This window comes from Pseudarthrobacter quantipunctorum (assembly GCF_045291495.1).
In the GTDB taxonomy this organism is placed as follows: Bacteria; Actinomycetota; Actinomycetes; order Actinomycetales; family Micrococcaceae; genus Arthrobacter; species Arthrobacter quantipunctorum.
The window spans coordinates 2474244-2497209 of the sequence record NZ_CP148033.1; the positions used below are offsets into that span (position 1 = coordinate 2474244).

Below are 22966 nucleotides of genomic sequence, written 5' to 3' on the forward strand. Positions count from 1 at the left end.
GTTACTGGCCAGTAACTTTAGATACTGCATGGTCCGGCACGGGCGTACTAGTCTTTAGGCATGCCCCTGTGCGGGACCTCGGATATCAAAGGAGCTATAGTGCGCGAATTCAGTGTTCCGCCTCTTGTTGTTGTCCCACCGGAGACCAACATCACCGACCTTGTGCTGCGGCAGGCAGCAAAGGCCAGCAACCCGGCACTCTTTTCGCGACTCGATGCCTCCGGAACCTGGCAGGACATTTCCGCCACCGATTTCCTGGCTGACGTCAGGGCGCTGGCAAAGGGGCTGATGGCCAGCGGCGTGGGAGCCGGCGACCGCGTGGGCATCATGTCCCGCACCCGCTATGAATGGTCCCTGGTGGACTTTGCCATCTGGTTCGCCGGAGCCGTCTCCGTTCCCATCTACGAAACGTCCTCACCCTCCCAGGTTGCGTGGAACCTCGGTGACTCCGGTGCTGTGGCCGCCTTCGGCGAGGCAGCCCACCATGAGGACATCATCCGCCAGGCGGTTACGGCTGAAGCACTGACCTCGCTCCAGCATGTCTGGCAGCTCGAAGGCAACGGTCTCGATGCCCTCCGCGAAGCCGGCCGGGGCGTCAGCGACGACGACCTTGAGGCCCGCAGGAAAACCGCAGGGCTGCGCGACACCGCCACCATCATCTACACCTCCGGCACCACGGGCAGGCCCAAGGGGTGCGAACTCACGCACGGAAACTTCGTTGAGCTCTCGGACAACGCGCTGGCCATCATTGGCGAGATAGTCCATGAAAACGCGAAGACCATCATGTTCCTCCCCCTGGCGCACGTCTTCGCCCGCTTTATCTCTGTCCTCGCCATGGCCGCCGGCACCACCGTGGCCCACACCCCGGACATCAAGAACCTCCTGGCAGACCTGCAGAGCTACGAGCCAACCTTCATACTCGCGGTGCCGCGCGTCTTCGAAAAGGTCTACAACTCCGCACTGACCAAGGCTGAGGACGGCGGGAAGGGAGCGATCTTCCATAAGGCGGCCGATACCGCCATCGCGTACTCCAAAGCACGGCAGGACGGCCGCATCGGCCTGGGCCTCAAGCTCCGCCACGCACTGTTCGACAAGCTCGTCTACGGGAAGCTGCGGGCGGCCATGGGCGGGCACGTGGCCCACGCAGTCTCCGGCGGAGGTCCCCTGGGCGAACGCCTGGGCCACTTCTTCCAGGGCATCGGACTGCAGGTGCTCGAAGGATACGGCCTGACCGAAACCACCGCCCCCATATCCGTGAACACCCCTTCACTGATCAAGATCGGCTCCGTTGGGAAGCCCCTGCCCGGCAACTCGGTCAGGATCGCAGAGGACGGGGAGATCCTTGCCAAGGGCGTCTGCGTGATGCGCGGCTACTACCAGCGGCCCGACCTCACCGGCGAGACCTTCGACGACGGGTGGCTGCGTACCGGCGACATCGGCCGCCTCGATGAGGACGGTTTCGTCTGGATCACCGGGCGCAAGAAGGAAATCATCGTCACCGCCGGCGGCAAGAACGTCATTCCGGCCCTGCTGGAAGACCAGATCCGCGCGGATGCGCTTGTCTCGCAGGTGTTGGTGGTGGGAGACAACCGGCCGTTCATCGGCGCCCTGGTCACCCTGGACCAGGAAGCCCTGCCCGGCTGGTTGCAGCGCCACAACCTCCCCGCGGACACCTCCATTGCGGACGCCGCAAACAACCCGGTGGTCAAGGCGGCAGTCCAGGACCTGATCACTGCGGCCAACGCCTCCGTCTCACAGGCCGAAGCGATCAAGTCGTTCCGCATCGTCCCCGCCGACTTCACAGAGGCATCCGGCCACCTGACGCCGTCCATGAAGGTCAAGCGTGCCCAGGTCATGAAGGACTTTGAAACGGTCATAGAAGAGATGTACGCCGCGCCGCGTTCGTAGCAGGCACCGCTGCCTCAACCACTACCGCAACGAAACGAGAGGGCCCTCCTGACGGGGGACCCTCTCGTTGTTTTTCTCAGCTGCTCCGGCTACTGCTCCACCACCAGGAGAAGGTCTCCGCCTTCCACCTGTTCCACGGCGGAGATGGCGAGCCGGGAAACCTTGCCGGCCACCGGCGTCGTAATGGACGCCTCCATCTTCATCGCCTCGATGGTGGCCACGGTGTCGCCTGCCTTGACGTCGTCGCCCTGCTTGACCGTCAGGGTGACGGCACCGGCGAAGGGCGCCGCAACGTGGCCGGGCTGGGCCGGGTCCGCCTTCTCGGCAGCCTTGACGTTGCTCACCACGGACCGGTCGCGGACAACAACGGGCCGGGACTGGCCGTTGAGCGTACACATGACGGTGCGCATGCCCTTCTCATCCGGCTCCGACACCGCTTCCAGGGAAGCGATCAGGCGCACGCCCTTTTCCAGCTGGATCTCATGTTCCGCGCCGCGCTGCAGGCCGTAGAGGTAGTCGCGCGTGTCCAGGACGGACAGGTTGCCGTAGGTCTCCACGCTCTTGAGGTAGTCCTTGGTGGGACCGTCGAAGAGCAGCCGGTTGAGCGTGTGCTGCCGGGTCTTGGAATCGGATTTCAGGGCAGCACTGTCTTCGGCACTCAGTTCAACGTCCCGGACCTTCACGCTGCGGCCCTGCAGGGCCTTGGTGCGGAACGGTTCCGGCCACCCGCCCGGAGGGTCGCCAAGCTCGCCGGACAGGAACCCGATGACCGAATCAGGGATGTCGTAGTTCTGCGGGTTCTCGTTGAAGTCTGCGGGGTCCGCGTTCAGGCCCACCAGGTGCAGGGCAAGGTCGCCAACAACCTTCGACGACGGCGTGACCTTGACCAGGCGGCCAAGGATGCGGTCGGCGGCGGTGTACATGTCCTCGATCGCCTCAAACCGTTCGCCCAGGCCCAGCGCCATGGCCTGCTGGCGGAGGTTGGACAGCTGTCCGCCCGGAATTTCGTGCTGGTACACCCGGCCGGTGGGGCCCGGCAGGCCGGATTCGAAGGGCGCGTAGACCCGGCGGACCGCTTCCCAGTACGGTTCGAGGGAGCTCACGGCGGCCAGGCTCAGCCCGGTGTCGCGCGGGGTGTGGGCCAGTGCCGCAACCAGGGCCGAGGCCGACGGCTGGCTGGTGGTTCCGGCCAGCGATGCGGAGGCCACGTCCACGGCGTCAACGCCGGCGTCCACGGCAGCCAGGAGCGTGGCCAGCTGGCCGCCCGCGGTGTCGTGGGTGTGCAGGTGCACCGGCAGGTCGAAGCGATCCCGGAGGGCCGCAACGAGCTTCGCGGCAGCGGCGGGACGGAGCAGGCCCGCCATGTCCTTGATCGCCAGGATGTGGGCTCCGGCGTCCACGATCCTTTGCGCCAGCTCCAGGTAGTAGTCCAGCGTGTAGAGCGTTTCTTCCGGGTCCAGCATGTCCGCCGTGTAGCACAGTGCCACCTCGGCCACGGCGGTGCCGGTTGCCCGGACCGCCCGGATGGCGGGTGCCATCTGGCTGACGTCGTTCAGGGCGTCGAAAATCCGGAAGATGTCGATGCCGGTGGCCGCTGCCTCATTGACGAACGCCTCGGTGACTTCCTCCGGGTAGGGCGTGTAGCCCACGGTGTTGCGGCCGCGCAGGAGCATCTGCAGGCACACGTTCGGGAGCGCCTGGCGAAGGGCGGCGAGCCGGTCCCAGGGGTCTTCGCCCAGGAACCTGAGGGCCACGTCATAGGTGGCACCACCCCAGGCCTCGACGGACAGCAGTTCCGGCAGGAGCGCAGTGACCGCGGGGCCGGCAGCCACCAGGTCCCTGGTGCGGACCCGGGTGGCCAGCAGCGACTGGTGTGCATCGCGGAAGGTGGTGTCCGTGACCGCGACGGCGTTCTGTTCCCGAAGCGCCTTGGCAAAGCCCTCGGGGCCCAGCTCAAGCAGCTTCTGGCGTGAGCCGGGGGCCGCCTGCTTGTCCTTGACGGACGGCAGCTTGCTGGCCGGGTTGGAATGGACAGTCAGTTCGCCGTTGGGCTTGTTGACGGTGACTTCAGCCAGCCAGGTGAGGAGCTTGGTGCCGCGGTCGGCTGAGACGCGGGCCTTGAGCAGCTGCGGACGCTCGTCAATGAAGGAGGTGGCGACGTCGCCCGCAATGAAATCGGGGTCATCAAGTACTGCCTGCAGGAACGAGATGTTGGTCGAGACGCCGCGGATGCGGAACTCTGCCAGCGCACGGCGGGCCCGGGCGACGGCGGACGGGTAGTCCCTGCCGCGGCAGGTCAGCTTCACCAGCATGGAATCGAAATGCGGGCTGATTTCGGCACCCGAGTACACCGTGCCGCCGTCGAGCCGTACTCCTGCACCGCCGGCGGACCGGTAACCGGTGATTTTTCCAACGTCGGGACGGAAGCCGTTCGCGGGGTCCTCCGTGGTGATTCGGCTCTGCAGCGCAGCGCCCTTGAGGTGCACCGTATCCTGCGAGAGGCCCAGGTCCGCCAGCGTCTCGCCGGAAGCGATGCGCATCTGCGCCTGGACCAGGTCGACGTCGGTGACTTCCTCCGTGACGGTGTGCTCCACCTGGATGCGGGGGTTCATTTCGATAAAGACGTGCTGGCCGGCGCGCTCACCGACAGTATCAACGAGGAACTCAACGGTGCCGGCGTTGACGTAGTTCAGCGCCTTGGCGAACTTGACGGCGTCCCGGTACAGCGCCTGGCGGATGCCTTCATCCAGGTTGGGGGCGGGCGCGATTTCGATGACCTTCTGGTGGCGGCGCTGGATGGAGCAGTCGCGTTCAAAGAGGTGCATAACGTTGCCCTCGGCGTCGGCCAGGATCTGCACCTCGATGTGGCGCGGGCGGAGGACTGCCTGCTCCAGGAACATGGTGGGGTCCCCGAACGCGGCATCGGCTTCGCGCATGGCGGACTGCAGGGCTTCCGGCAGGGCTTCGCGGGTATCCACCCGGCGCATGCCGCGGCCACCGCCGCCGGCGACGGCCTTGGCGAAGATGGGGAAGCCGATTTCGTCGGCAGCGGCGATAAGTTCATCCAGGTCCTTGGACGGCGCGCTGGATTTCAGGACCGGCACGCCGGCGTCACGTGCAGCCTTCAGGGCGGCAACCTTGTTGCCTGCCAGTTCCAGGACCTCTGCGGGCGGCCCCACAAAGGTGATGCCTGCAGCCTTGGCTGCGCGGGCAAGGTCCGGGTTCTCGGAAAGGAAGCCGTAGCCCGGGTAGATGGCGTCCGCGCCGGATTCCTTGGCTACCCGCACCACTTCATCCACATCCAGGTACGCCCGGACGGGGTGGCCCTCTTCGCCAATCAGGTAGGCCTCGTCCGCTTTCTGGCGGTGGATCGAGTTCCTGTCCTCATGGGGGAATACGGCAACGGTCTTGGCGCCCAGCTCGTAGCCGGCGCGGAAGGCCCTGATCGCGATTTCGCCGCGGTTGGCCACCAGAACTTTGGAAAACATACTTCTCCTGCATCATTGCGGGTGGATCGGTGAGTGGTCACAGTGTCTAGGACCTACAAGGACAAACACAAATCTTTGTGGCCACCGTCACAGATTTCGCCGTCATGTCCCGAACCCTTTTGCCAACGCGGGCAGAAACCGCCCCCGCAGCACAGTCGGTGCCATGCCGACGCCCAATAAAGCAGGATTCGCCGACGCATCCACATATGATGAGTAGGGCGGCAGGACCGTCCGGCTTCGGCACTGCCGGAGCAAACATTACCCCCAACACGGCATCCGGCGTTAGGTTTTGGTCTCTCAAGTGCAAGTAGTCAGCATCAGCAGCCTCAAGGGTGGAGTCGGCAAGACTTCCGTCACCACAGGATTGGCGTCTGCGGCGCTGGCCGCAGGCATCAGCACGCTGGTGGTGGACCTTGATCCCCATGCAGATGCCACCACCGCCCTGGGCGTTCAGCCCGGCGACCAGCTGGACATCGGCCGGATGCTCAAAAGCCCCCGGCGGGCCAATCTGGCCAACAACGTGGTGCGCAGCAGTTGGACGGCGCGCGCAGGATCCAACGGTTCCGGCCCTGCAGTCCTGGACGTCGCCGTCGGATCCGCCTACACGGGCATCTACGACCGCCCGGACCTCCGCCGCCGCGACCTCCGCCGGCTCGCGGCGGTGCTGGCCACCGGCGGCGACTACCAGCTGGTCCTGGTGGACTGCCCGCCGTCCCTCAACGGGCTGACCCGGATGGCGTGGTCTGCCAGTGACAAGGTGGCGCTGGTTGCCGAGCCCGGACTGTTCTCGGTGGCCGGCACCGAGCGGACCATGCGGGCCATCCAGCTTTTCCGGCAGGAATTCGCCCCCAACCTCTCGCCTGCAGGCATCGTGGCAAACCGCGTGCGGTCAGGATCCTCCGAACACACCTACCGGCTCGCGGAAATGGAGTCCATGTTCGGCGACCTCCTCCTGAGCCCCCGTATCCCCGAGCAGGCCAACTGGCAGCAGATCCAGGGCGCAGCCCACCCCGTACACCACTGGCCCGGAGAGTCCGCAAAATCCGCCGCGGCACTCTTCGATGACCTGCTGGCCAACCTGATGGCAGCGGGAAGCGGCCTGCGCAGCCGCGCCAGGTAAGCCACACAGCCCCAAAACCCGCGTTAACGGATAAGGGCCGCCCTCCATGTGGAGGGCGGCCCTTATCCGTTAAAAGCCTCAGCTGATCTTGCGGGCAGCCCGGCGCTTGCTCAGTTCGTCGTCCGGAAAGGACTGTTCAGCGGCGTGCTCGCTGGGAAGCGATGCGAGGCTTCCCTCCACCTCACGCCAGACACGGCCCACGGCGATACCAAAGACGCCCTGTCCGCCCTGGACAAGATCGATGACTTCGTCGGCGGAGGTGCACTCATAGACGCTCGCGCCATCGCTCATGAGCGTGATCTGGGCAAGGTCCTCGACACCACGTTCCCGCAGGTGCTCCACGGCGGTGCGGATCTGCTGCAGCGACACTCCCGTGTCCAGGAGCCGCTTGACCACCTTGAGCACAAGGATGTCGCGGAAGCCGTAGAGGCGCTGGGATCCGGATCCGGCGGCGCCGCGGACCGCGGGCTCAACCAGGCCGGTACGGGCCCAGTAATCGAGCTGGCGGTAGGTGATCCCGGCAGCCTTGCATGCCGTGGGGCCCCGGTAGCCGGCGTCCTCGTCCAATACGGGAAGGTCCTCGGTAAACAGGAGGCCCTGGGCACCGCTCGCGGGCACAGCAACACCAGCCGTGGGCTGCTTCAGCCCGCCTGCTTCGCCTTTGGGACTCACCTGGATCCTCCTTGTCATGCGCTCCCGGGTAACTACTGCAGCAGCGGGTGCATGAAGACCATGCATGTAATTTTCGCGGGGCGCACTTTCCAGTGTGACTTGCGAGGCTGCCGTAAGCAATGGGAACTTGATACTTCGACGTTAGGCCCGGCGGCCTGCAAGGTCAAAGACCCTGAGGGGTTTGATGAGGCGTGTCGAAAGATTCACCCTCAACTTTAACCTTAACGTGACCTTAGCCGTCGAAATCCTCGGGTTCCACGTCATCCAGGAACTCACGGAAGCGGCGCAGTTCGCGCTCTTCGTCAACCGTGGGACCCGGTTCGGTGTCCTCGCCCTCGTCGTGCTCGGTGATGCGGACCCCGGCCTCATCCATGACTGAGTCCGCGCACCAGATCCGGCACTTCGCGCGCAGTGCCACTGCAAGTGCATCCGAGGCCCGCGAACTCACCGTGGTGCCGTTCTCGAACTGCAGCTGGCCGTAAAAGATATTGTCTTCCACCGCCACGATATTGACGCTGACTACCGAGTGCCCCAGCGCTTCCACCACGTCGACCAGGAGGTCGTGGGTCATGGGACGGGGCGGCACCACGCCCTGCTGCGCCAGGGCGATGGCGCTGGCTTCGGGGGTACCGATCCAGATGGGAACGTGCCTCTCACCATGCATCTCCCGAAGCAGGACCAGCGGCTGGTTGGAAGGCAGTTCGATGCGAACGCCTACAATCTCGACTTCAATCATCAGATGTCCATGCGTGAGATATGGTCCTGCACCAGAGCCCGGTGCAGGGTGAGGCAGAGGTCGCTGATTTCGCGGGCGGCTTCCGCGGCGCGCGCCTGGGACGCTGCATCCTTGCGGGATGCCAGCGGCGCCACCGCGCGTTCCACCAGGCCGAACTCCCGCTCGGCAGCCGCCTGGAAGGGGCGCAGGTGCCGGGGTTCAAGCCCGTGGCTTTCCAGCTGGACGCAGGCACGGGCCACCTGGAGGGCATGCTCATCGAACTGCCCGTTGGTGTGGCTGATCAGGCCGAAGCTCAGGAGGGCCTGCAGCAGCGGCACGCTGGCACCGGATTCAGTGCGGAGCTGTTCCTCGGTGAGCTTGCGCCCCCGGCTCTGCAGTTCGGCAGCCAGCTCGTCGGAGACGATGCGGGGGGAAACGACGACGCCGGGCGGCAGGTTCTCCGGGCGTTCGCCCCTGTCGATCGCGTCGAGGTAGTCCTTGATGACCTTCAGCGGAAGGTACTGGTCCCGCTGCAGGGCCAGCACGAAGCGCAGCCGCTCGACGTCGCCGTCGGAGTACTGGCGGTACCCGGCAGGCGTCCGGCGCGGATTGATCAGCCCTTTTTCCTCAAGGAACCTGATTTTGGACGCAGTCATGCCGGGAAAGTCCCCGCTGAGCTGTGCGAGGACTTCCCCAATGTTGAGGACCTGGGGTCCCCGGCGTTCCGGTTGTGCCATTGCCACAGGCAGTGGTCCCCGGCTCAGCCGCGGCCTGCAGCGGTGGCAGGGCTCAGGTAGAAGGTGAGGCGGAACTTGCCGATCTGGACTTCGCTGCCGGACTTGAGCTCCACGCTGTCCACGCGGTCGTGGTTGACGTAGGTCCCGTTCAGGCTGTTCTTGTCCACGACTTCGAAGCTCCGGGCGGTGCGGCGGAACTCGACGTGGCGGCGGGAAACCGTGACATCGTCCAGGAAGATGTCGGCGTCCGGGTGCCGGCCCGCCGTGGTGACATCGGAATCGAGCAGGAACCGGGCCCCGGCGTTGGGGCCGCTGTGGGCAACCAGGAGCGCCGAGCCAGCCGGCAGTGCCTCCACGGAACTGCGCTCTTCGGACGAGAGCTTGGGGGTAATCGTGGGCTGATCCCTCACCGGGGTGAGATGGATGGAGGTGGTCTCCGACTCCCTGGCCGCACCCGAGCCGTATTCCCCGTCGGCAGGGTTCTGTGTGTGGCCAGCCATGGACTCCTCCTCTTTTCCGCTGCGGCCATCAGGCGCGCAACCAACATCTGCCCACCGGGCCTGCAGCGCAGGTCCGGAACCGGCTGCCGATCCGGCCGCTGACGTGCGAAGACATTCTGGCTTCGCCCGGGGCCGGACCGGAAAAACCGGTTAGCTTTAGCCTACCTGCTGTTCGTACTCCGATGCACTGAGCAATGAGTCGACGGCGTCGGCTTCGGCAAGCTTGATCTCAATCAGCCAGCCGTCCCCATAGGGATCGGTGTTGATGAGCGCGGAATCGGTGTCAAGGGACTCGTTCCGGGCCACGACTTCGCCGCTGACGGGGGCGTAGATGTCGCTGACGCTCTTGGTGGACTCCACCTCGCCGACAACGTCGTTTGCCGTGATCTTGGTGCCGACTTCCGGCATCTGGGCGTACACAACATCCCCGAGGGCGTCCTGGGCGAAGTCGGTGATGCCTACCCGGACAACGCCGTCGGCATTGGGGGCGGTGACCCACTCGTGTTCGGCGGTGTAGGACAGATCTTCGGGAATGTTGCTCATCAGGGGCCTTTCATCGGGTCGAACACCACTGTCAACGCGGCCCGGGAAACGGGCCGCGTTGAAAGTATAGGCACATCCGGCGGGGCGTTTGCCGGGGTTTCTGACAAGATGGGACGCATGAGCGCATGCACGGGCAGCCGCGACGCCAGGGACGGCGGTTGACGGATGCCTGAGCTCCCCGAAGTTTCCGGCCTGGCCGGCTTCCTGGCCGACCATCTGCAGGGAACCGTTGTCTCCAAAGTGCAGATCGTATCCTTTGCCGTCCTCAAGACAGCCGATCCCCCCTTCAGTTCGCTCGAAGGCAGGACTGTGACCGGCGTCCGGCGCTTCGGGAAGTTCATAAGCATAGATACGGGCGGAGTTTCCTTCGTCTTCCATCTCGCCAGGGCGGGCTGGGTGCGCTTCACAGATTCCCCCACCGATGCCCAGTTGCGGATGGGCAAGGGGCACATCGCCGCGCGCCTTACCTTCAACGGTGCTGACGGCCCGCGCGGGTTTGATCTGACCGAAGCCGGCACCAAGAAGAGCCTGGCGGTTTATGTGGTGCGGGATCCGCAGGAAGTGCCGGGCATCGCAACGCTGGGCCCGGACCCGTTCACTCCAGCGTTCGACGCCGACATGCTGGCTGAGATCCTCGGCTCCAGCTCCCAGCAGATCAAGGGGCTCCTGCGGAACCAGGGCGTGATCGCCGGCATCGGCAACGCCTACAGCGATGAGATCCTGCATGCTGCCCGGATCTCGCCGTTCGCCACGGCCAAATCCCTGGACCGGGAAACGGTCCAGGTCCTGTACGACGCCATCCATGACGTCCTGGGCACTGCACTGGCGGAAGCAAGCGGCAAGCCGCCGAAGGATCTCAAGGACGTGAAACGGAGCCACATGCGCGTCCATGCCCGGACCGGGCAGCTGTGCCCGGTGTGCGGGGACACCGTCCGGGAGGTTTCCTTTGCGGACACAGCCCTTCAGTACTGCCCCACCTGCCAGACGAAGGGCAAGATCCTGGCAGACCGCAGGACCTCGAAGTTCCTCAAATAGGGAGGCCGGCACCCGCCCGCAACGTGCCATGGACGCCGATCCACGAACTTTCCGGGCTCGAGGATGTAGGACACCCAAACGTAGTGACTGCGGCAGCACCGCGGACGGCGTCGCAGGTAATAGGGTTGCGATTCGGGACTTCTGGTCCTACCTGGGCACGCCCCTGGGGCGTAGCGTCTTGACCAAGGCTCGCATGTCTCGATCAGCACGAAGGGGTCACAATGCGGCGGTCTCGAACTGCCATCCTCGGAATGGCCTTGGCCCTCGCCCTCGGCGGTGGCCTCGGGGGCACGGCCCGGGGCCGCCCGCGGCCGGTACATCAGCAGTGGCTGCGCAGCGGAGCTTTCCGGCGTTGATGGCGGTCGAGCAGGCGGGCAACGACGCGATCGTCCAGCACTATGAGCAACTCGGCGGCAGCGCATCGTTCCTCGGCCCGCCAGTCGGCAGCACGTACGACATCGCTGGGGGTCGCGCCCAGGACTACACCGCCGGCACGATCTACTGGAGCCCCGGCACCGGAGCGCGCGAGGTGCACGGGGCGATCCGCGGACGCTATCTCGCATTCGGCGGACCGGCCGGCTTGCTGGGCTTCCCGCTCACAGACGAGACCACCACTCCGGGCGCCGCTGGTCAGTACAACGACTTCGCCGGAGGGTCGGTCTACTGGAGCCCCGGCACCGGAGCGCACGAGGTGCACGGGGCCATCCGCGGACGCTATCTCGCATTCGGCGGACCGGCCGGCTTGCTGGGCTTCCCGCTCACAGACGAGACCACTACTCCGGGCGCCGCTGGTCAGTACAACGACTTCGCCGGAGGGTCGGTCTACTGGAGCCCCGGCACCGGAGCGCACGAGGTGCACGGGGCCATCCGCGGACGCTATCTCGCATTCGGCGGACCGGCCGGCTTGCTGGGCTTCCCGCTCACAGACGAGACCACCACTTCGGGCACCGCTGGTCAGTACAACGACTTCGCCGGAGGGTCGGTCTACTGGAGCCCCGGCACCGGAGCGCACGAGGTGCACGGGGCCATCCGCGGACGCTATCTCGCGTTCGGCGGACCGGCCGGCTTGCTGGGCTTCCCGCTCACGGACGAGACCGGCACCCCCGACGGGGTCGGCCGGTACAACCACTTCAGCGGAATGAACGCCAGTTCGTCGATCTACTGGTCGCCCGCCACGGGAGCCCACGAGGTGTACGGAGCCATCCGAGCCCGGTGGGTGGCCCTCGGTTGGGAGCGCAGCCGGCTCGGCTACCCGACCAGCGGCGAGTACGGCATCACGGGCGGGCGCCGCAGCGACTTCCAGCACGGTTCCATACTGTGGCACGCGGCCAGCGGCAGGACCGACGTCATCTACACAGGCGTCCCGTCGGCGCTCCTGGGCGTGGACCTCGAGCGCATTCAGACCACGCAGAAGGTTGTCGCGCTCACGTTCGACGCCGGCGCCAACGACGCCGCCCTCCGATCGATCCTCACCACCCTCGGAGCCAACGGCGTCCCGGGCACTTTCTTCCTCACCGGAGACTGGGTCAACCAGTTCCCCTCCGACCTGGCGCTGATCTACAACGCGGGGCATCGGATCGGCAATCACTCCATGACCCACCCAGATTTCACAATCCTGACCGACGCCCAGATCGCGGCCCAGATCAGCAGCGCGCAGAAGACCATCGAGGCCGCTGGAGGAGACCCGCGCCCGTTCTTCCGCTTCCCGTTCGGCGCTCGCGATTCCCGCACGATTGGAGACGTCAACGCAGCAGGTTACGCGGCGATCCGGTGGACCGTTGACACCCTGGGCTGGCAAGGCACCATGAACGGAACGCGCGGCCCGAGCTTTATTGTCCAGCGCGTCATGGCTTTCGTGCAGCCCGGGGAGATCGTCCTGATGCACCTCGGCTCCAACCCCGACGACGGCTCAACGCTCGACGCAGCGGCCCTCCCACAGGTGATCTCCCAGCTCCGGGCGGCAGGCTACGGCTTCGTCACCCTCGACGCCGCCCTCGGCTAGCTGGGACGCTGTGCTGGGCACCGAGAGGCATCAAGTGATCAAGGAGAAACCAAGTCTTCCTCGCTTTACGCCTTCCACAGGCGCCTGAGGACGCCGACGGGAGCAGAACGGGAAGGACGTAGGGCAGCAAATCCGGGACCACGTCCTTGTCGCCCGGCGGCCACCGGCGCGCTTCGGCGGCGGTGTTGACCGAGGCGGGCTCCTCCTGGGGAGCATCAAGGCGTCCATGAGCAGGCTCGGGCCAAATCCCCCCGGTCAATGACCCCTGATCACTCGAACGGGGTCCTTCGCTGGTTGTTCTGCTCCAAAGGACTGGCACGGCCACCCTGAAGCGCCGGCCGGTCACAGCCTGTTTTGATGGGGTTTCGCTGGCTGGTTCAAATCCCGCAAACGCAAAAGCCGCGGAAACCCTAGAGTTTCCGCGGCTTGTTGGTCGGGCTGACAGGATTTGAACCTGCGACCCCTTGACCCCCAGTCAAGTGCGCTACCAAGCTGCGCTACAGCCCGCTGGTACCGCCGTTCTCCGCTGTGTTTCATTCCCCGAATCATTCGAGGAATTCCACCAGCAGTCCGGCCGAACCACCTAGAAGAGCTTACACGATCCCGGAGGGTGCCTGTGACACTTTCCGGGTTTCCTGCCCCAGCGTGTCGAAGGCAACACCGGGATTAACGCTTCTTGCCGCGCTTTTCGCGCACGCGCATGCTGACCTCGATGGGCGTGCCTTCGAAGCCGAACGTTTCCCGCAGCCGGCGGGTGATGAAGCGCCGGTATCCGGGGTCCAGGAATCCGGTGGTGAACAGCACGAACTTCGGCGGCCGGCTCGACGCCTGGGTGCCGAAGAGGATGCGCGGCTGCTTTCCGCCGCGGACGGGGTGCGGATGCGCGGCAACGAGCTCGCCCAGGAACGCGTTGAGGCGGCCCGTGGCAATGCGCTTGTCCCAGTTCTCCAGTGCCAGGTCCAGTGCCGGCACCAGGCGGTCCTTGTGCCACCCGGTCTTGGCCGAGATGTTCACGCGGGGCGCCCAGTCCACGTGGGCCAGGTCCTGCTCAATTTCCCGCTCGAGGTAGCGCCGGCGTTCGTCGTCGAGCAGGTCCCACTTATTGAATGCCAGCACCAGGGCCCGGCCTGACTCAATGGCAAGCTGCAGGATCCGGACGTCCTGCTCGCTGAGGACCTCGTCAACGGCGAGGAGCACGACGGCGACCTCCGCCTTTTCGAGCGCGGCCTGCGTACGGAGGGAGGCGTAGTAGTCCGCACCCTGCGCCATGTGCTGGCGGCGTCGGATGCCTGCCGTGTCCACGAAGCGCCAGGTGCGGCCGCCGAGTTCGATGAACTCGTCCACCGGATCCCGGGTGGTGCCGGCAGTGTTGTCCACCACCACGCGTTCAGTCCCGGCCAGTTTATTCAGCAGGGAGGACTTGCCCACGTTGGGGCGGCCGATCAGGGCAATGCGGCGGGGACCGCCGGAGCGTTCCAGGCCCTCGATAGTGGAGAATTCCGGGAGCACGTCCATCACGTGGTCCAGCAGGTCCGCCACGCCGCGGCCGTGCAGCGCGGAGACCGGGTAGGGCTCGCCGAAGCCAAGGCCCCACAGGGTGGCCGAGTCCGCCTCCTGGGCAAAGTCGTCCACCTTGTTGGCCACCATGATGACCGGCTTCTTGCTGCGCCGCAGCATCTTCATGACGCCTTCATCGGTGGCGGTTGCCCCCACCGCGGAGTCCACCACGAAGAGCACTGCGTCCGCGAGTTCAACGGCCATCTCGGCCTGCTCGGCTACGCGGGCGTGGATGCCGCGGGCGTCGTGCTCCCAGCCGCCGGTGTCCACCAGGGTGAAGTTGCGCCCGTTCCAGTTGGCGGAATACATAACGCGGTCGCGGGTGACGCCGGGGGTGTCCTCGACGACGGCTTCCCGGCGCCCAAGGATTCTGTTCACCAGCGTGGACTTGCCCACGTTCGGCCGGCCGATGATGGCCAGGACGGGATCGAGCTTGACGGGGCCGTCGAAGTCCTCGTCGCCGTATTCGCCGCTGAGGAGGGCGGCGTCTTCCTCGTCGAGGTCATAGTCCTCCAGTCCCGCCCGGAGGGACGCAGCGCGGAGCTCGGCCTCGTCGTCGTCAATGGCAGCCAGCCGTTCGGCCACCTGGTCCGTGCCCGTGGGCGTGTATTCGTCTTCGCCGGCGCCGAAGTGGCCGGGAGTTTGAGTCGTATCGCTCATTGCACTGTCCTTAGTGGTCATCTGCCGGCGTCCCGGCTACTGCTGTTAAGTCTTGGCGGGCATCTGCGAAAGGCAGTGGCTGCCCGCTGAGTTGAATGGAGTCCTGGACGTGCCCTGACAGCGCGGCGCGGATTTCCAGCGCCGCCCTGTCCATTGAAGCACGCCCGCTTTCCCCTGCCCGGCGGGCAAGGGTGAGGGCATTTCCGAAGCTGACGTGGAACCGCCTGCCGGGCCGGGGCACGGAATCCAGGTGCTCGTCTCCTATGCGGGTGCCCAGGATGGCCACGGGGACCACCGGGGCCCCGGAGTTCAGGGCCAGCCAGGCGACGCCGCCGTTAATGTCCGCCGCTGCCCCGCTCCCCCTGGTTCCTTCAGGGAGGATGCCGACGCACCGGCCGGCGTCGAGCACTTCCTTGCACCGCTGCAGCGCGGTACGGTCTCCGCGCCTGTCCACCGGCAACTGGCCGGAAGCTGTCAGTACCTGGCCGAGGAAGCCCTTGAACATCTCCTGTTTGACCAGGATGTGCATAGGGCGAGGTGCGGCACCGAACATGACCGGACCGTCCAGGAAGCTGATGTGGTTGCCCGCGAAGATCGCGGGGCCGCCGGTGGGCACATTGTCCTTGCCCGTGACGGTGGTCCGGTAGACCACATGGTCGAGGATCCAGCCCACCGGCCTGCTCCACGCCATGGTCAGGCCGGAGGGAACACCCGGCCGGGAGGTGGTGGCGGCGCGTTCAGTCACGGTTGAGGACCTTTGTGACGATCACCAGGGCGGCGGCGACGGTCTGGTCGAAGTCGAGGTCCGACGAGTCCAGGGTCACCACCCCGGAGGCGGCCGTGGTGAAGTTCACCACGGAGGAGTCCTTGGCATCGCGGTGGGTCACCTGCGCTGCCAGCTCCTCGGCGTTCTGGGTGCCGCCCAGCTGGATTCCCCGCCGGCGCAGCCGCGCTTCCTCACTGGCCGTGAGCAACATCCGGACTTCCGCTCCGGGCGCGACGACGGTAGTGATGTCCCTGCCTTCCACCACCATGCGGCGGTGGTGCTTTTCGATCAGTTCCCGCTGCCGGCGGATCAGCTCGGTCCTTGCCCCCAGGGTGGTGGCCACGGCGCTGACCGAAGACGATATGGCGGGCTCGCGGATGGCGTCGGTAACGTCGACGCCGTCCACCCGCACGTACTCCTCCAGGGGGCTGGTGCTCAGTTCCAGGACCAGGTCCCGGGCGGCCTGCTCCACTGCGGCGGCGTCTTCGAGGTCGATGCCCTTGCTGACGCAGTACCAGGTGAGGGCACGGTACATTGCGCCGGTGTCCAGGTAGGCGAGCCGAAGCCTGCGGGCCACTTCCTTGCTGACGCTGGACTTGCCGGAGCCGGACGGGCCGTCAATGGCCACCACCAGCGGCCGGCCGATGCGCAGCGCGGGCATGGTATCGAGAAGTTCCTGTGTCATTACTGGAGTACCCGCCATCCGCGGTCGTTGAGTGCTTCGATCAGGTGGTCATGCTTGTTCGGCAACACGGATATTTCCACCATACCCACGTTCTGGCCCGAAGAGTGGTCAAGGCGGAGGTCCTCGAGGTTGACGCCGATCTCGCCTATTTCCGTGAGGAGCCGGGCGATCTGTCCGGGTTTGTCGTCCACCAGGACGGTCAACCAGGAGTATGCCTGCGGCGGTCCGCCGTGCTTGCCCGGAATACGTGCCTGTCCGGCGTTGCCTTCGCTCATCAGCTGCGCGAGGTCCAGCCGGGCGCCGGGCGCCGTGGGATGCTCAAGTGTTCCGATCAGGCGGTTGAGGTCATCCCTGACGCCGTAAAGGATTTCCACGACTTTCGCCGCATTGCCGCCGAGAATCTGGACCCACAGCGCCGGATCGCTCGCAGCTATCCGGGTGACGTCCCGCAGCCCGTTACCGGCCAGGGACAGGGCATGCAGCGGCGTACCCTGGAGCCGGCTGGCCAGCAGCGAGGACATGACCTGGGGCAGGTGGGACACCAGGGCAACAGCTTCGTCGTGCTCGTCGGCCGTGAACTGGGAGACCACCGCGCCCAGGTCCGAAGCCAGGGACCGGGCCGTCTGGAGGGCGGCGCCAGAGGTTTCCCCTGACGGGCACACCACCCACGGCATCGAGGTGAACAGCTCACCGCGGGCAGCCACTGGGCCAGACTTTTCCCGGCCGGCCATGGGGTGTGTGCCCACGTACCGGGAGAGGTCGACGCCGCGGCGCCGCAGGCTGTCCAGGATGCCCGCCTTGACGCTGGCAATGTCCACTACAACGGAGCCGGGGAAATCCGAAAGGGCCTTTTCCACGACGTCGGCCGTAACGTCCGGCGGGGCGGCAACCACCACCAGCTGCGGGACAGCGCTGCCCAGTTCCGGCAGCGGCCGGCCCGCACCGATGTCCACGGCGACCGCCTGGTTGGTGGGCGAGGGGTCGGAAAGAAACACCGGCACGCCCCGTCCGCGCAGGCCCAGGCCAATGCTGGCGCCGAGCAGGCCGGTCCCGAGGACCACCACCGGACCATCCAGGTGCCCGCGGCCCTGGCTGTGGAAGGCGGACATGCCTCAGAGCCCTACGGATGCCAGCAGATGCCCGACTTCCTGCTTGCCGAGGTTGCGGATGCTGCCCTGGCGCTGGTCACCCAGGCCGATGGGACCCACCTTGACGCGGACCAGGCGCAGGACCGGGAAGCCGACGGCGTCGAACAGGCGCCGGACAATGCGGTTCTTGCCCGAGTGGAGCACAACCTCGATCAGGACGTGGCCCGGGGTGGAGTCAACGAGGCGGAAGGAGTCCACGGACGCGAAACCGTCCTCCAGTTCCACGCCTTCCTTGAGCTGGGCACCGATCCCCTGCGGGAACGGTCCGCGGACCTGCACCAGGTACGTCTTGGGCACCTCGTAGGAAGGATGCGTCAGGCGGTTGGCCAGTTCGCCGTCGTTCGTCAGCAGGAGCAGCCCCTCGGTGGCGACGTCCAGGCGCCCAACGTGGAACATCCGTTCGCCGGTGTTCTTGTTGCTCTTGAGGAAATCGCTGATGCACGGCCGGCCCTCGGGGTCCTCCATGGTGGAGACGACGCCCTTCGGCTTGTTGAAGACCATGTAGACGAGGTTTTCATCCAGCTGGATCCGCAGGCCGTCCACGTGGATGACGGCGGTTTTGGGGTCGACCCGGACGCCGAGCTCGGTGACTACCTGTCCGTCCACTTCCACGCGGCCCTCGGCAATCATCTCCTCGCAGACGCGGCGCGAGGCGACGCCGGCCGAGGCCATGACCTTCTGCAGGCGCACGCCGTCGGCGTCGTGGAGTTCCGACTGGGGAACGTCGCCGCGCGGGCCCTTCTTGCGCGAGGGCCTGCGGACTGGTCCCAGGTTCTGCCCGAAGCGTTCGCTTCCGAACGCGCGGGAGGCTGCGGCGCCAGGTGCGCCGGTGCGCGGCTTGGGCTTAAGGGCGCCCGGAGTGCCCGGGGCCTTCTTGGCTCCGGGCTTGCGCGCTGCAGGCTTCCGCGAGGAAGGCCTGGCGGCCTTCGGATCTGCGGCACTGCGGCCCTGCTGGGGGCCGTCCGATGCCAGATCCGGATCGATGAAGCGTTCCTCGCGCGGCTTGGGTGCGCGCTGCGGGCGGTCGCTGCCGAACCCGCCGCTCCGCTTCGGGGCAGCGCCGCGGAAACCGCCCGCTGACTTGCCACCCTGGGAGGTGTTGCGCTGTGTTGTCTTTCGTTCCGAACCGTTACGTCCCGAACTGTTACGTGGTGAACCCTGGCGTCCCGCCTGTGTCATGACCCGTCCTTCAATTGTTTGGCCGGAAAGGTGTCCAGAGACAACCCTAACCAGCCGTGCAGAAATAATCTGCCCTGATAAATACTGTTGCGCAGGCAGCGCGAAGCTGCCTAGATCCCTTCGGCGTCGTAGTACTCCGCGATGCCGTCAAGGCCCGGAAGATGTGGAGACAGCTGCGGCAGCTCCGTCACGGAGCCGATTCCCATCCGTTCCAGGAAATACGACGTGGTCCGGTAGAGCATGGCCCCGGATTCCGGATCCGTTCCCGAATCCTCGATCAGCCCGCGCTGGGCGAGTGTCCGCACCACAGAGTCAACATTGACGCCCCGAATTGCCGAAACCCTTGCCCTGGAGACCGGCTGCCGGTACGCGATGACCGCGAGCGTTTCCAGGGCTGCCTGGGTAAGCCTGGCAGTCTGGCCTTCGAGCACATATTTGCCAACAATGTCGGCGAAGTCCACGCGCGAGTAGATCCGCCAGCCACCGGCGATGTTCCGCAATTCAAAGCCCCGGGGGCTGGAGCCGAAACCAGCGGCGCTGGCTTGATCCATATCCGGGGCTTTAACAGTATAGCCGCTATACTCGCGCTGCAGTTCGGCCAGCAGGGCGCCGACCGTTTCAACGGTCAGGCCAAGGCCTGCGGCCAGTTCCTCCTCTGTGGCCGGCTGGTCGATGACCATCAGCACAGCTTCAATGGCAGCCTTGGCCCCGCCCGGGAGGTTCTCGAGGTCTTCCTCCCCCAGTCGCACGTCTTCCGTGGCTTCTTTGGTCACAGCTGCTCCTCGAATTCTTCGCTTAGGTTCTCTGCCGACCACTGCCGGCTGCCGGCGGTCCAGTGGACGGCCAGGTCCGCCAGCGGCGACAACTGGTCGAATGACACCGCCTTGTCCCGGAACAGTTCCAGCAGCGCCAGGAACCTCGCAACCACCACAAGCGTGGATTCGGCGTCGGCGATGATGGCCCGGAACGTCAGTGGTGATTCCCGCTGGAGCCGCAGCCCGACTATTTCTGCCTGCTCCTTGACGCTGACATTGCCGCCGTGGAGATGGGTGAGCCCAACTTCGGTGGGTTTGGGGGCCTTGGGCCGCAGCGCCGCTTCCGCCAACGCGGCGAACTGTTCAGGGGTGTGCTTCCACACCAGTTCCGGGAGCATGGCCGCGAAATGCTCCTCAAGGGCAACCTGCCGGGGATAGCGCATGGCTTCCTGGTGCAGGCTCTCGCCCAGGAGGCCGGCCACATGCTTGAAGGCCTTGTACTGCAGGAGCCGGGCGAAGAGCAGGTCCCTGGCCTCGAGCAGTGCCATGTCCTCGTCGTCTTCCACTTCACCGGCCGGAAGGAGCCTGGCAGCTTTGATGTCCAGGAGCGTCGCGGCGATCACCAGGAACTCGCTGGCTTCATCCAGCGCCCATTCCCCGCCACATTCCTGCAGGTTCCGGATGTACTTGATGAACTCGTCCGTCACCGTGGCCAGGGCCACCTCGGTGATGTCCAGCTGGTGCTTGGCGATCAGTCCCAGCAGGAGGTCGAAGGGACCCGTGAAGTTGGCCAGCCGCACCTCGAAGCCGGGCTTGGATTCGGCCACGTCCTGGCTAGGGCGCGCCGCCGCGCGAGATCAGCTCTTTGGCCAGGCGCCGGTAGGCGTCCGCACCCACGTGGTTGCCGGCGTAGCTGGTGATCGGTTCAGCGGCCACCGTGGCGTCGGCAAACTTGATGGAACGCTTGATGACGGTTTCGAAGACCTTGTCCCCGAAAGCTTCCACCAGCCGGGTGATGACTTCACGGCTGTGCAGGGTGCGGGCGTCGTACATCGTGGCGAGCACCCCGTCCACCTGCAGGCGCGGGTTGAGCCGGTCCTGCACCTTGTCGATGGTCTCCACCAGCAGGGCCACTGCGCGAAGGGCGAAGAACTCGCAGATCAGCGGGATGATGACGCCGTGAGCCGCGGTCAGCGCGTTCACGGTCAGCAGGCCCAGGGAGGGCTGGCAGTCGATGAGGACGACGTCGTAATCGTCCTCGACCTTCTTCAGGGCACGGTCCAGGACCTGTTCCCGTGCCACTTCATTGACCAGCTGAACTTCGGCCGCGGAGAGGTCGATGTTGGCCGGCAGCAGGTCGACGTTCTCCACTCCGGTCTGGTGGATGGCGTCACGGATGTTGACCTTGCGGTCCATCAGCACGTTGTAGACCGTAAGGTCAAGCTCGTGGGGGTTCACGCCGAGGCCTGCCGACAACGCACCCTGGGGATCGAAATCGACCAGGAGCACCCGGCGGCCGTATTCCGCCAGCGCTGCCGCGAGGTTGATGGTGGAGGTGGTCTTGCCGACGCCGCCTTTTTGGTTGACCATGGCGATCACACGCGCCGGACCGTGGGAGGACAGCGGTGCAGGTTCCGGGAACTCCCGGTATGGGCGGCCCGTGGGGCCCATCACCGCGTTGTCCAGGTCAAATTCCGTGCCCTCCAGAGTTGCCGAACCCTGTTCGCTGCTCACGTATCTATCCACACTTTCGATGACGGTGATTTCCTGCCGCTGGATGCCAGCGCCGTTCCTTCTTCTTCCCAAGGTTACAGCGACCGACACGGTATTCGGCGGAACTTGACTTTCCGCCCATGTTGAGCCTTGACCCTCTAGCTGAGGTCGAAGGTTGGTTTATTCATGGCACAAAGCAGCCCCCGCGGCCATGGCTGCGGGGGCTGCTGTGCTGGTACTGGGTGCCGCGGTTGCGGGCTGGGGCCTAGACGGCGGCCGGAACGCGCGGAGCTTCGGTTTCCGGAGCTGCGTGCTCGGTGTGGCCGTGGCCTGCGATCATGGTCTGCTCGTCGAAGGGCAGCTTGCCGGAGAGCACCTGGTCAACCTGGCCCCGTTCGATCTCCTTCACCCAGGTGCCGATCAGCACGGTGGCCACGGCGTTGCCGGTGAAGTTGGTCAGGGCGCGGGCCTCGGACATGAAGCGGTCGATTCCGACGATCATGCCGACGCCGCCGAGCAGTTCCGGCTTGTGGGCCTGCAGGCCGGCAGCGAGGGTGGCCAGGCCGGCGCCGGTGACGCCGGCGGCGCCCTTGGAGGCGATGATCATGAAGACCAGAAGCGAAACCTGGGCTCCCAGGTCAAGCGGGGTTCCCATGGCGTTGGCGACGAACAGGGAAGCCATGGTCAGGTAGATGGCTGTGCCGTCCAGGTTGAAGGAGTAGCCCGTGGGAACGGTGACGCCTACCACCGGCTTGGAAACGCCGAGGTGCTCCATCTTTGCGATCAGGCGGGGCAGCGCGGCTTCGGAGGAGGACGTGGAGAAGATCAGCAGGTATTCGCGGCCCAGGTACTTCATGAGCTTGAAGATGTTGACGCCGGTCACGATTTTCAGCAGTCCGCCGAGGATGATGACGATGAACAGTGCGCAGGTGATGTAGAAGGCCGCCATCAGGGTGAACATGCTGACGATGGCCTGGAAGCCGGTGGCTCCCACGACGGCGGCGATGGCACCGAAGGCACCCACGGGGGCAAGCCACATGATCATGATGAGGATGCGGAAGACAAGTGCCTGGCCGTGGCCGATGGCCTTGAGTACGGGTGCACCCTGCGGGCCCATCTTCTGGAGGGCGAAACCTACGAGGAGGGCTGCAAAGAGCGTGGGAAGGACCGGAATATCACCCGGGATTATACCGAGGAGGAAGGCAACGGTGCTGTCGACTTCTGCCTTCTTGGAGGGATCGTACGGTGCCAGCTTCAGGCCTTCGCCCGGGTGGATCATGTTGCCGACCACCAGACCGATGGCGAGCGCGAAGGTTGACATCAGCACGAAGTAGCCCAGGGCCAGTCCACCGACCTTGCCCACCGTGGCGGCCTTGGCGATGGAGCCGATGCCCAGGACGATGGTGCAGAAGATGATGGGCGCAATCATCATCTTGATGAGCTTGATGAATCCATCGCCGAGCGGCTTGAGGGACTTGCCCACCTCGGGGAACATCAGGCCCACCACGGCGCCGAGGATAACGGCGGCGATGACGGCAATGTAGAGGTAGTGCGATTTGTCGATGCCCTTGCGCCGCGTCTTCACGGTGTCAAGCGACTCTCCTCGTTGAGAAGCCATGATGTGTCTCCTTATATGGATAATCTGATAGACGCTGCGGCACATTCTCTGGGCTCTACGCGTCCTCCGGTGTGATATCCATCATTGGGTACGCCGTGACCCAGCTCACCGTTGCGTTCATATTGGTCGCGGCGCCGTTCATATTGGTCGTGGCGCACTGGATTT

The 22966-nt window shown here is 65.6% G+C and carries 19 protein-coding genes and 1 tRNA gene; 4 read left to right on the plus strand and 16 right to left on the minus strand.

What is annotated here, in order from left to right; all coding sequences use genetic code 11:
• Positions 1-99 precede the first annotated feature (99 nt).
• Entirely contained in the window at positions 100-1908 is a 1809-nt protein-coding gene (locus WHH00_RS11230) for an AMP-dependent synthetase/ligase (RefSeq protein WP_406632803.1), read from the plus strand.
• A gap of 89 nt (positions 1909-1997) precedes the next feature.
• On the opposite strand, the gene WHH00_RS11235 is transcribed toward WHH00_RS11230, so the two are convergent.
• Positions 1998-5396: a pyruvate carboxylase gene (locus tag WHH00_RS11235; protein WP_406632805.1), complete on the minus strand. Its 3399-nt coding sequence runs from the start codon at positions 5394-5396 to the stop codon at positions 1998-2000.
• 301 nt (positions 5397-5697) lie between these two features.
• Between WHH00_RS11235 and WHH00_RS11240 the strand changes: the two genes are divergently transcribed.
• Complete coding sequence (locus tag WHH00_RS11240) at positions 5698-6516, plus strand: ParA family protein (RefSeq protein WP_406632807.1); 819 nt, start codon at positions 5698-5700, stop codon at positions 6514-6516.
• A 78-nt stretch (positions 6517-6594) separates the two neighbouring features.
• Here the strand turns inward: WHH00_RS11240 and WHH00_RS11245 are convergent, their stop codons facing one another.
• The 5 genes from WHH00_RS11245 to gcvH all read right to left on the minus strand — a co-directional run bounded on the left by WHH00_RS11245 (position 6595) and on the right by gcvH (position 9683).
• Positions 6595-7188, minus strand: coding sequence for a MerR family transcriptional regulator (locus WHH00_RS11245; protein WP_009358601.1), 594 nt, complete (start codon positions 7186-7188; stop codon positions 6595-6597).
• Positions 7189-7420: 232 nt separating this feature from the next.
• Entirely contained in the window at positions 7421-7924 is a 504-nt protein-coding gene (locus tag WHH00_RS11250) for a bifunctional nuclease family protein (protein ID WP_009358600.1), read from the minus strand.
• Positions 7924-8640, minus strand: a complete 717-nt coding sequence (locus tag WHH00_RS11255; RefSeq protein WP_050055550.1) for a MerR family transcriptional regulator — start codon at positions 8638-8640, stop codon at positions 7924-7926. The genes WHH00_RS11250 and WHH00_RS11255 overlap by 1 nt, the downstream gene beginning before the upstream one ends.
• Positions 8641-8663: 23 nt before the next feature.
• On the minus strand, positions 8664-9140 hold the full coding sequence (locus WHH00_RS11260) for an FHA domain-containing protein (protein WP_231456514.1): 477 nt from the start codon (positions 9138-9140) through the stop codon (positions 8664-8666).
• Between the two features lie 156 nt (positions 9141-9296).
• Entirely contained in the window at positions 9297-9683 is a 387-nt protein-coding gene (gene gcvH, locus WHH00_RS11265) for a glycine cleavage system protein GcvH (protein WP_231456513.1), read from the minus strand.
• 165 nt (positions 9684-9848) lie between these two features.
• Here gcvH and WHH00_RS11270 point away from each other — a divergent pair, with 165 nt between their 5' ends.
• Entirely contained in the window at positions 9849-10718 is an 870-nt protein-coding gene (locus WHH00_RS11270) for an Fpg/Nei family DNA glycosylase (RefSeq protein ID WP_406632811.1), read from the plus strand.
• Positions 10719-11073: 355 nt separating this feature from the next.
• The gene (locus tag WHH00_RS11275) at positions 11074-12720 is read left to right on the plus strand and encodes a polysaccharide deacetylase family protein (protein ID WP_406632813.1); all 1647 of its coding nucleotides are present in this window, start codon (positions 11074-11076) and stop codon (positions 12718-12720) included.
• Positions 12721-13150: 430 nt separating this feature from the next.
• On the opposite strand, the gene WHH00_RS11280 is transcribed toward WHH00_RS11275, so the two are convergent.
• From WHH00_RS11280 to WHH00_RS11325, 10 genes are all read right to left on the minus strand, one after another.
• Positions 13151-13227, minus strand: a tRNA-Pro gene (locus WHH00_RS11280).
• A gap of 159 nt (positions 13228-13386) precedes the next feature.
• Positions 13387-14937, minus strand: a complete 1551-nt coding sequence (gene der, locus WHH00_RS11285; RefSeq protein ID WP_066275036.1) for a ribosome biogenesis GTPase Der — start codon at positions 14935-14937, stop codon at positions 13387-13389.
• A gap of 10 nt (positions 14938-14947) precedes the next feature.
• The gene (locus WHH00_RS11290; RefSeq protein ID WP_406638576.1) at positions 14948-15628 is read right to left on the minus strand and encodes a lysophospholipid acyltransferase family protein; all 681 of its coding nucleotides are present in this window, start codon (positions 15626-15628) and stop codon (positions 14948-14950) included.
• A gap of 46 nt (positions 15629-15674) precedes the next feature.
• Positions 15675-16388: a (d)CMP kinase gene (gene cmk, locus WHH00_RS11295; RefSeq protein ID WP_406632816.1), complete on the minus strand. Its 714-nt coding sequence runs from the start codon at positions 16386-16388 to the stop codon at positions 15675-15677.
• Positions 16388-17497, minus strand: a complete 1110-nt coding sequence (locus WHH00_RS11300) for a prephenate dehydrogenase (RefSeq protein WP_406632818.1) — start codon at positions 17495-17497, stop codon at positions 16388-16390. Before WHH00_RS11300 ends, cmk begins: the two co-directional genes overlap by 1 nt.
• A gap of 3 nt (positions 17498-17500) precedes the next feature.
• On the minus strand, positions 17501-18715 hold the full coding sequence (locus WHH00_RS11305; RefSeq protein WP_406632820.1) for a pseudouridine synthase: 1215 nt from the start codon (positions 18713-18715) through the stop codon (positions 17501-17503).
• A gap of 110 nt (positions 18716-18825) precedes the next feature.
• Positions 18826-19488, minus strand: a complete 663-nt coding sequence (locus WHH00_RS11310; RefSeq protein ID WP_406632821.1) for an SMC-Scp complex subunit ScpB — start codon at positions 19486-19488, stop codon at positions 18826-18828.
• Entirely contained in the window at positions 19485-20297 is an 813-nt protein-coding gene (locus tag WHH00_RS11315) for a segregation and condensation protein A (RefSeq protein ID WP_406632823.1), read from the minus strand. The genes WHH00_RS11310 and WHH00_RS11315 overlap by 4 nt, the downstream gene beginning before the upstream one ends.
• 7 nt (positions 20298-20304) lie before the next feature.
• On the minus strand, positions 20305-21204 hold the full coding sequence (locus tag WHH00_RS11320; RefSeq protein ID WP_102977304.1) for a ParA family protein: 900 nt from the start codon (positions 21202-21204) through the stop codon (positions 20305-20307).
• 244 nt (positions 21205-21448) lie between these two features.
• Complete coding sequence (locus WHH00_RS11325; RefSeq protein ID WP_406632825.1) at positions 21449-22801, minus strand: cation:dicarboxylate symporter family transporter; 1353 nt, start codon at positions 22799-22801, stop codon at positions 21449-21451.
• Positions 22802-22966 lie beyond the last annotated feature (165 nt).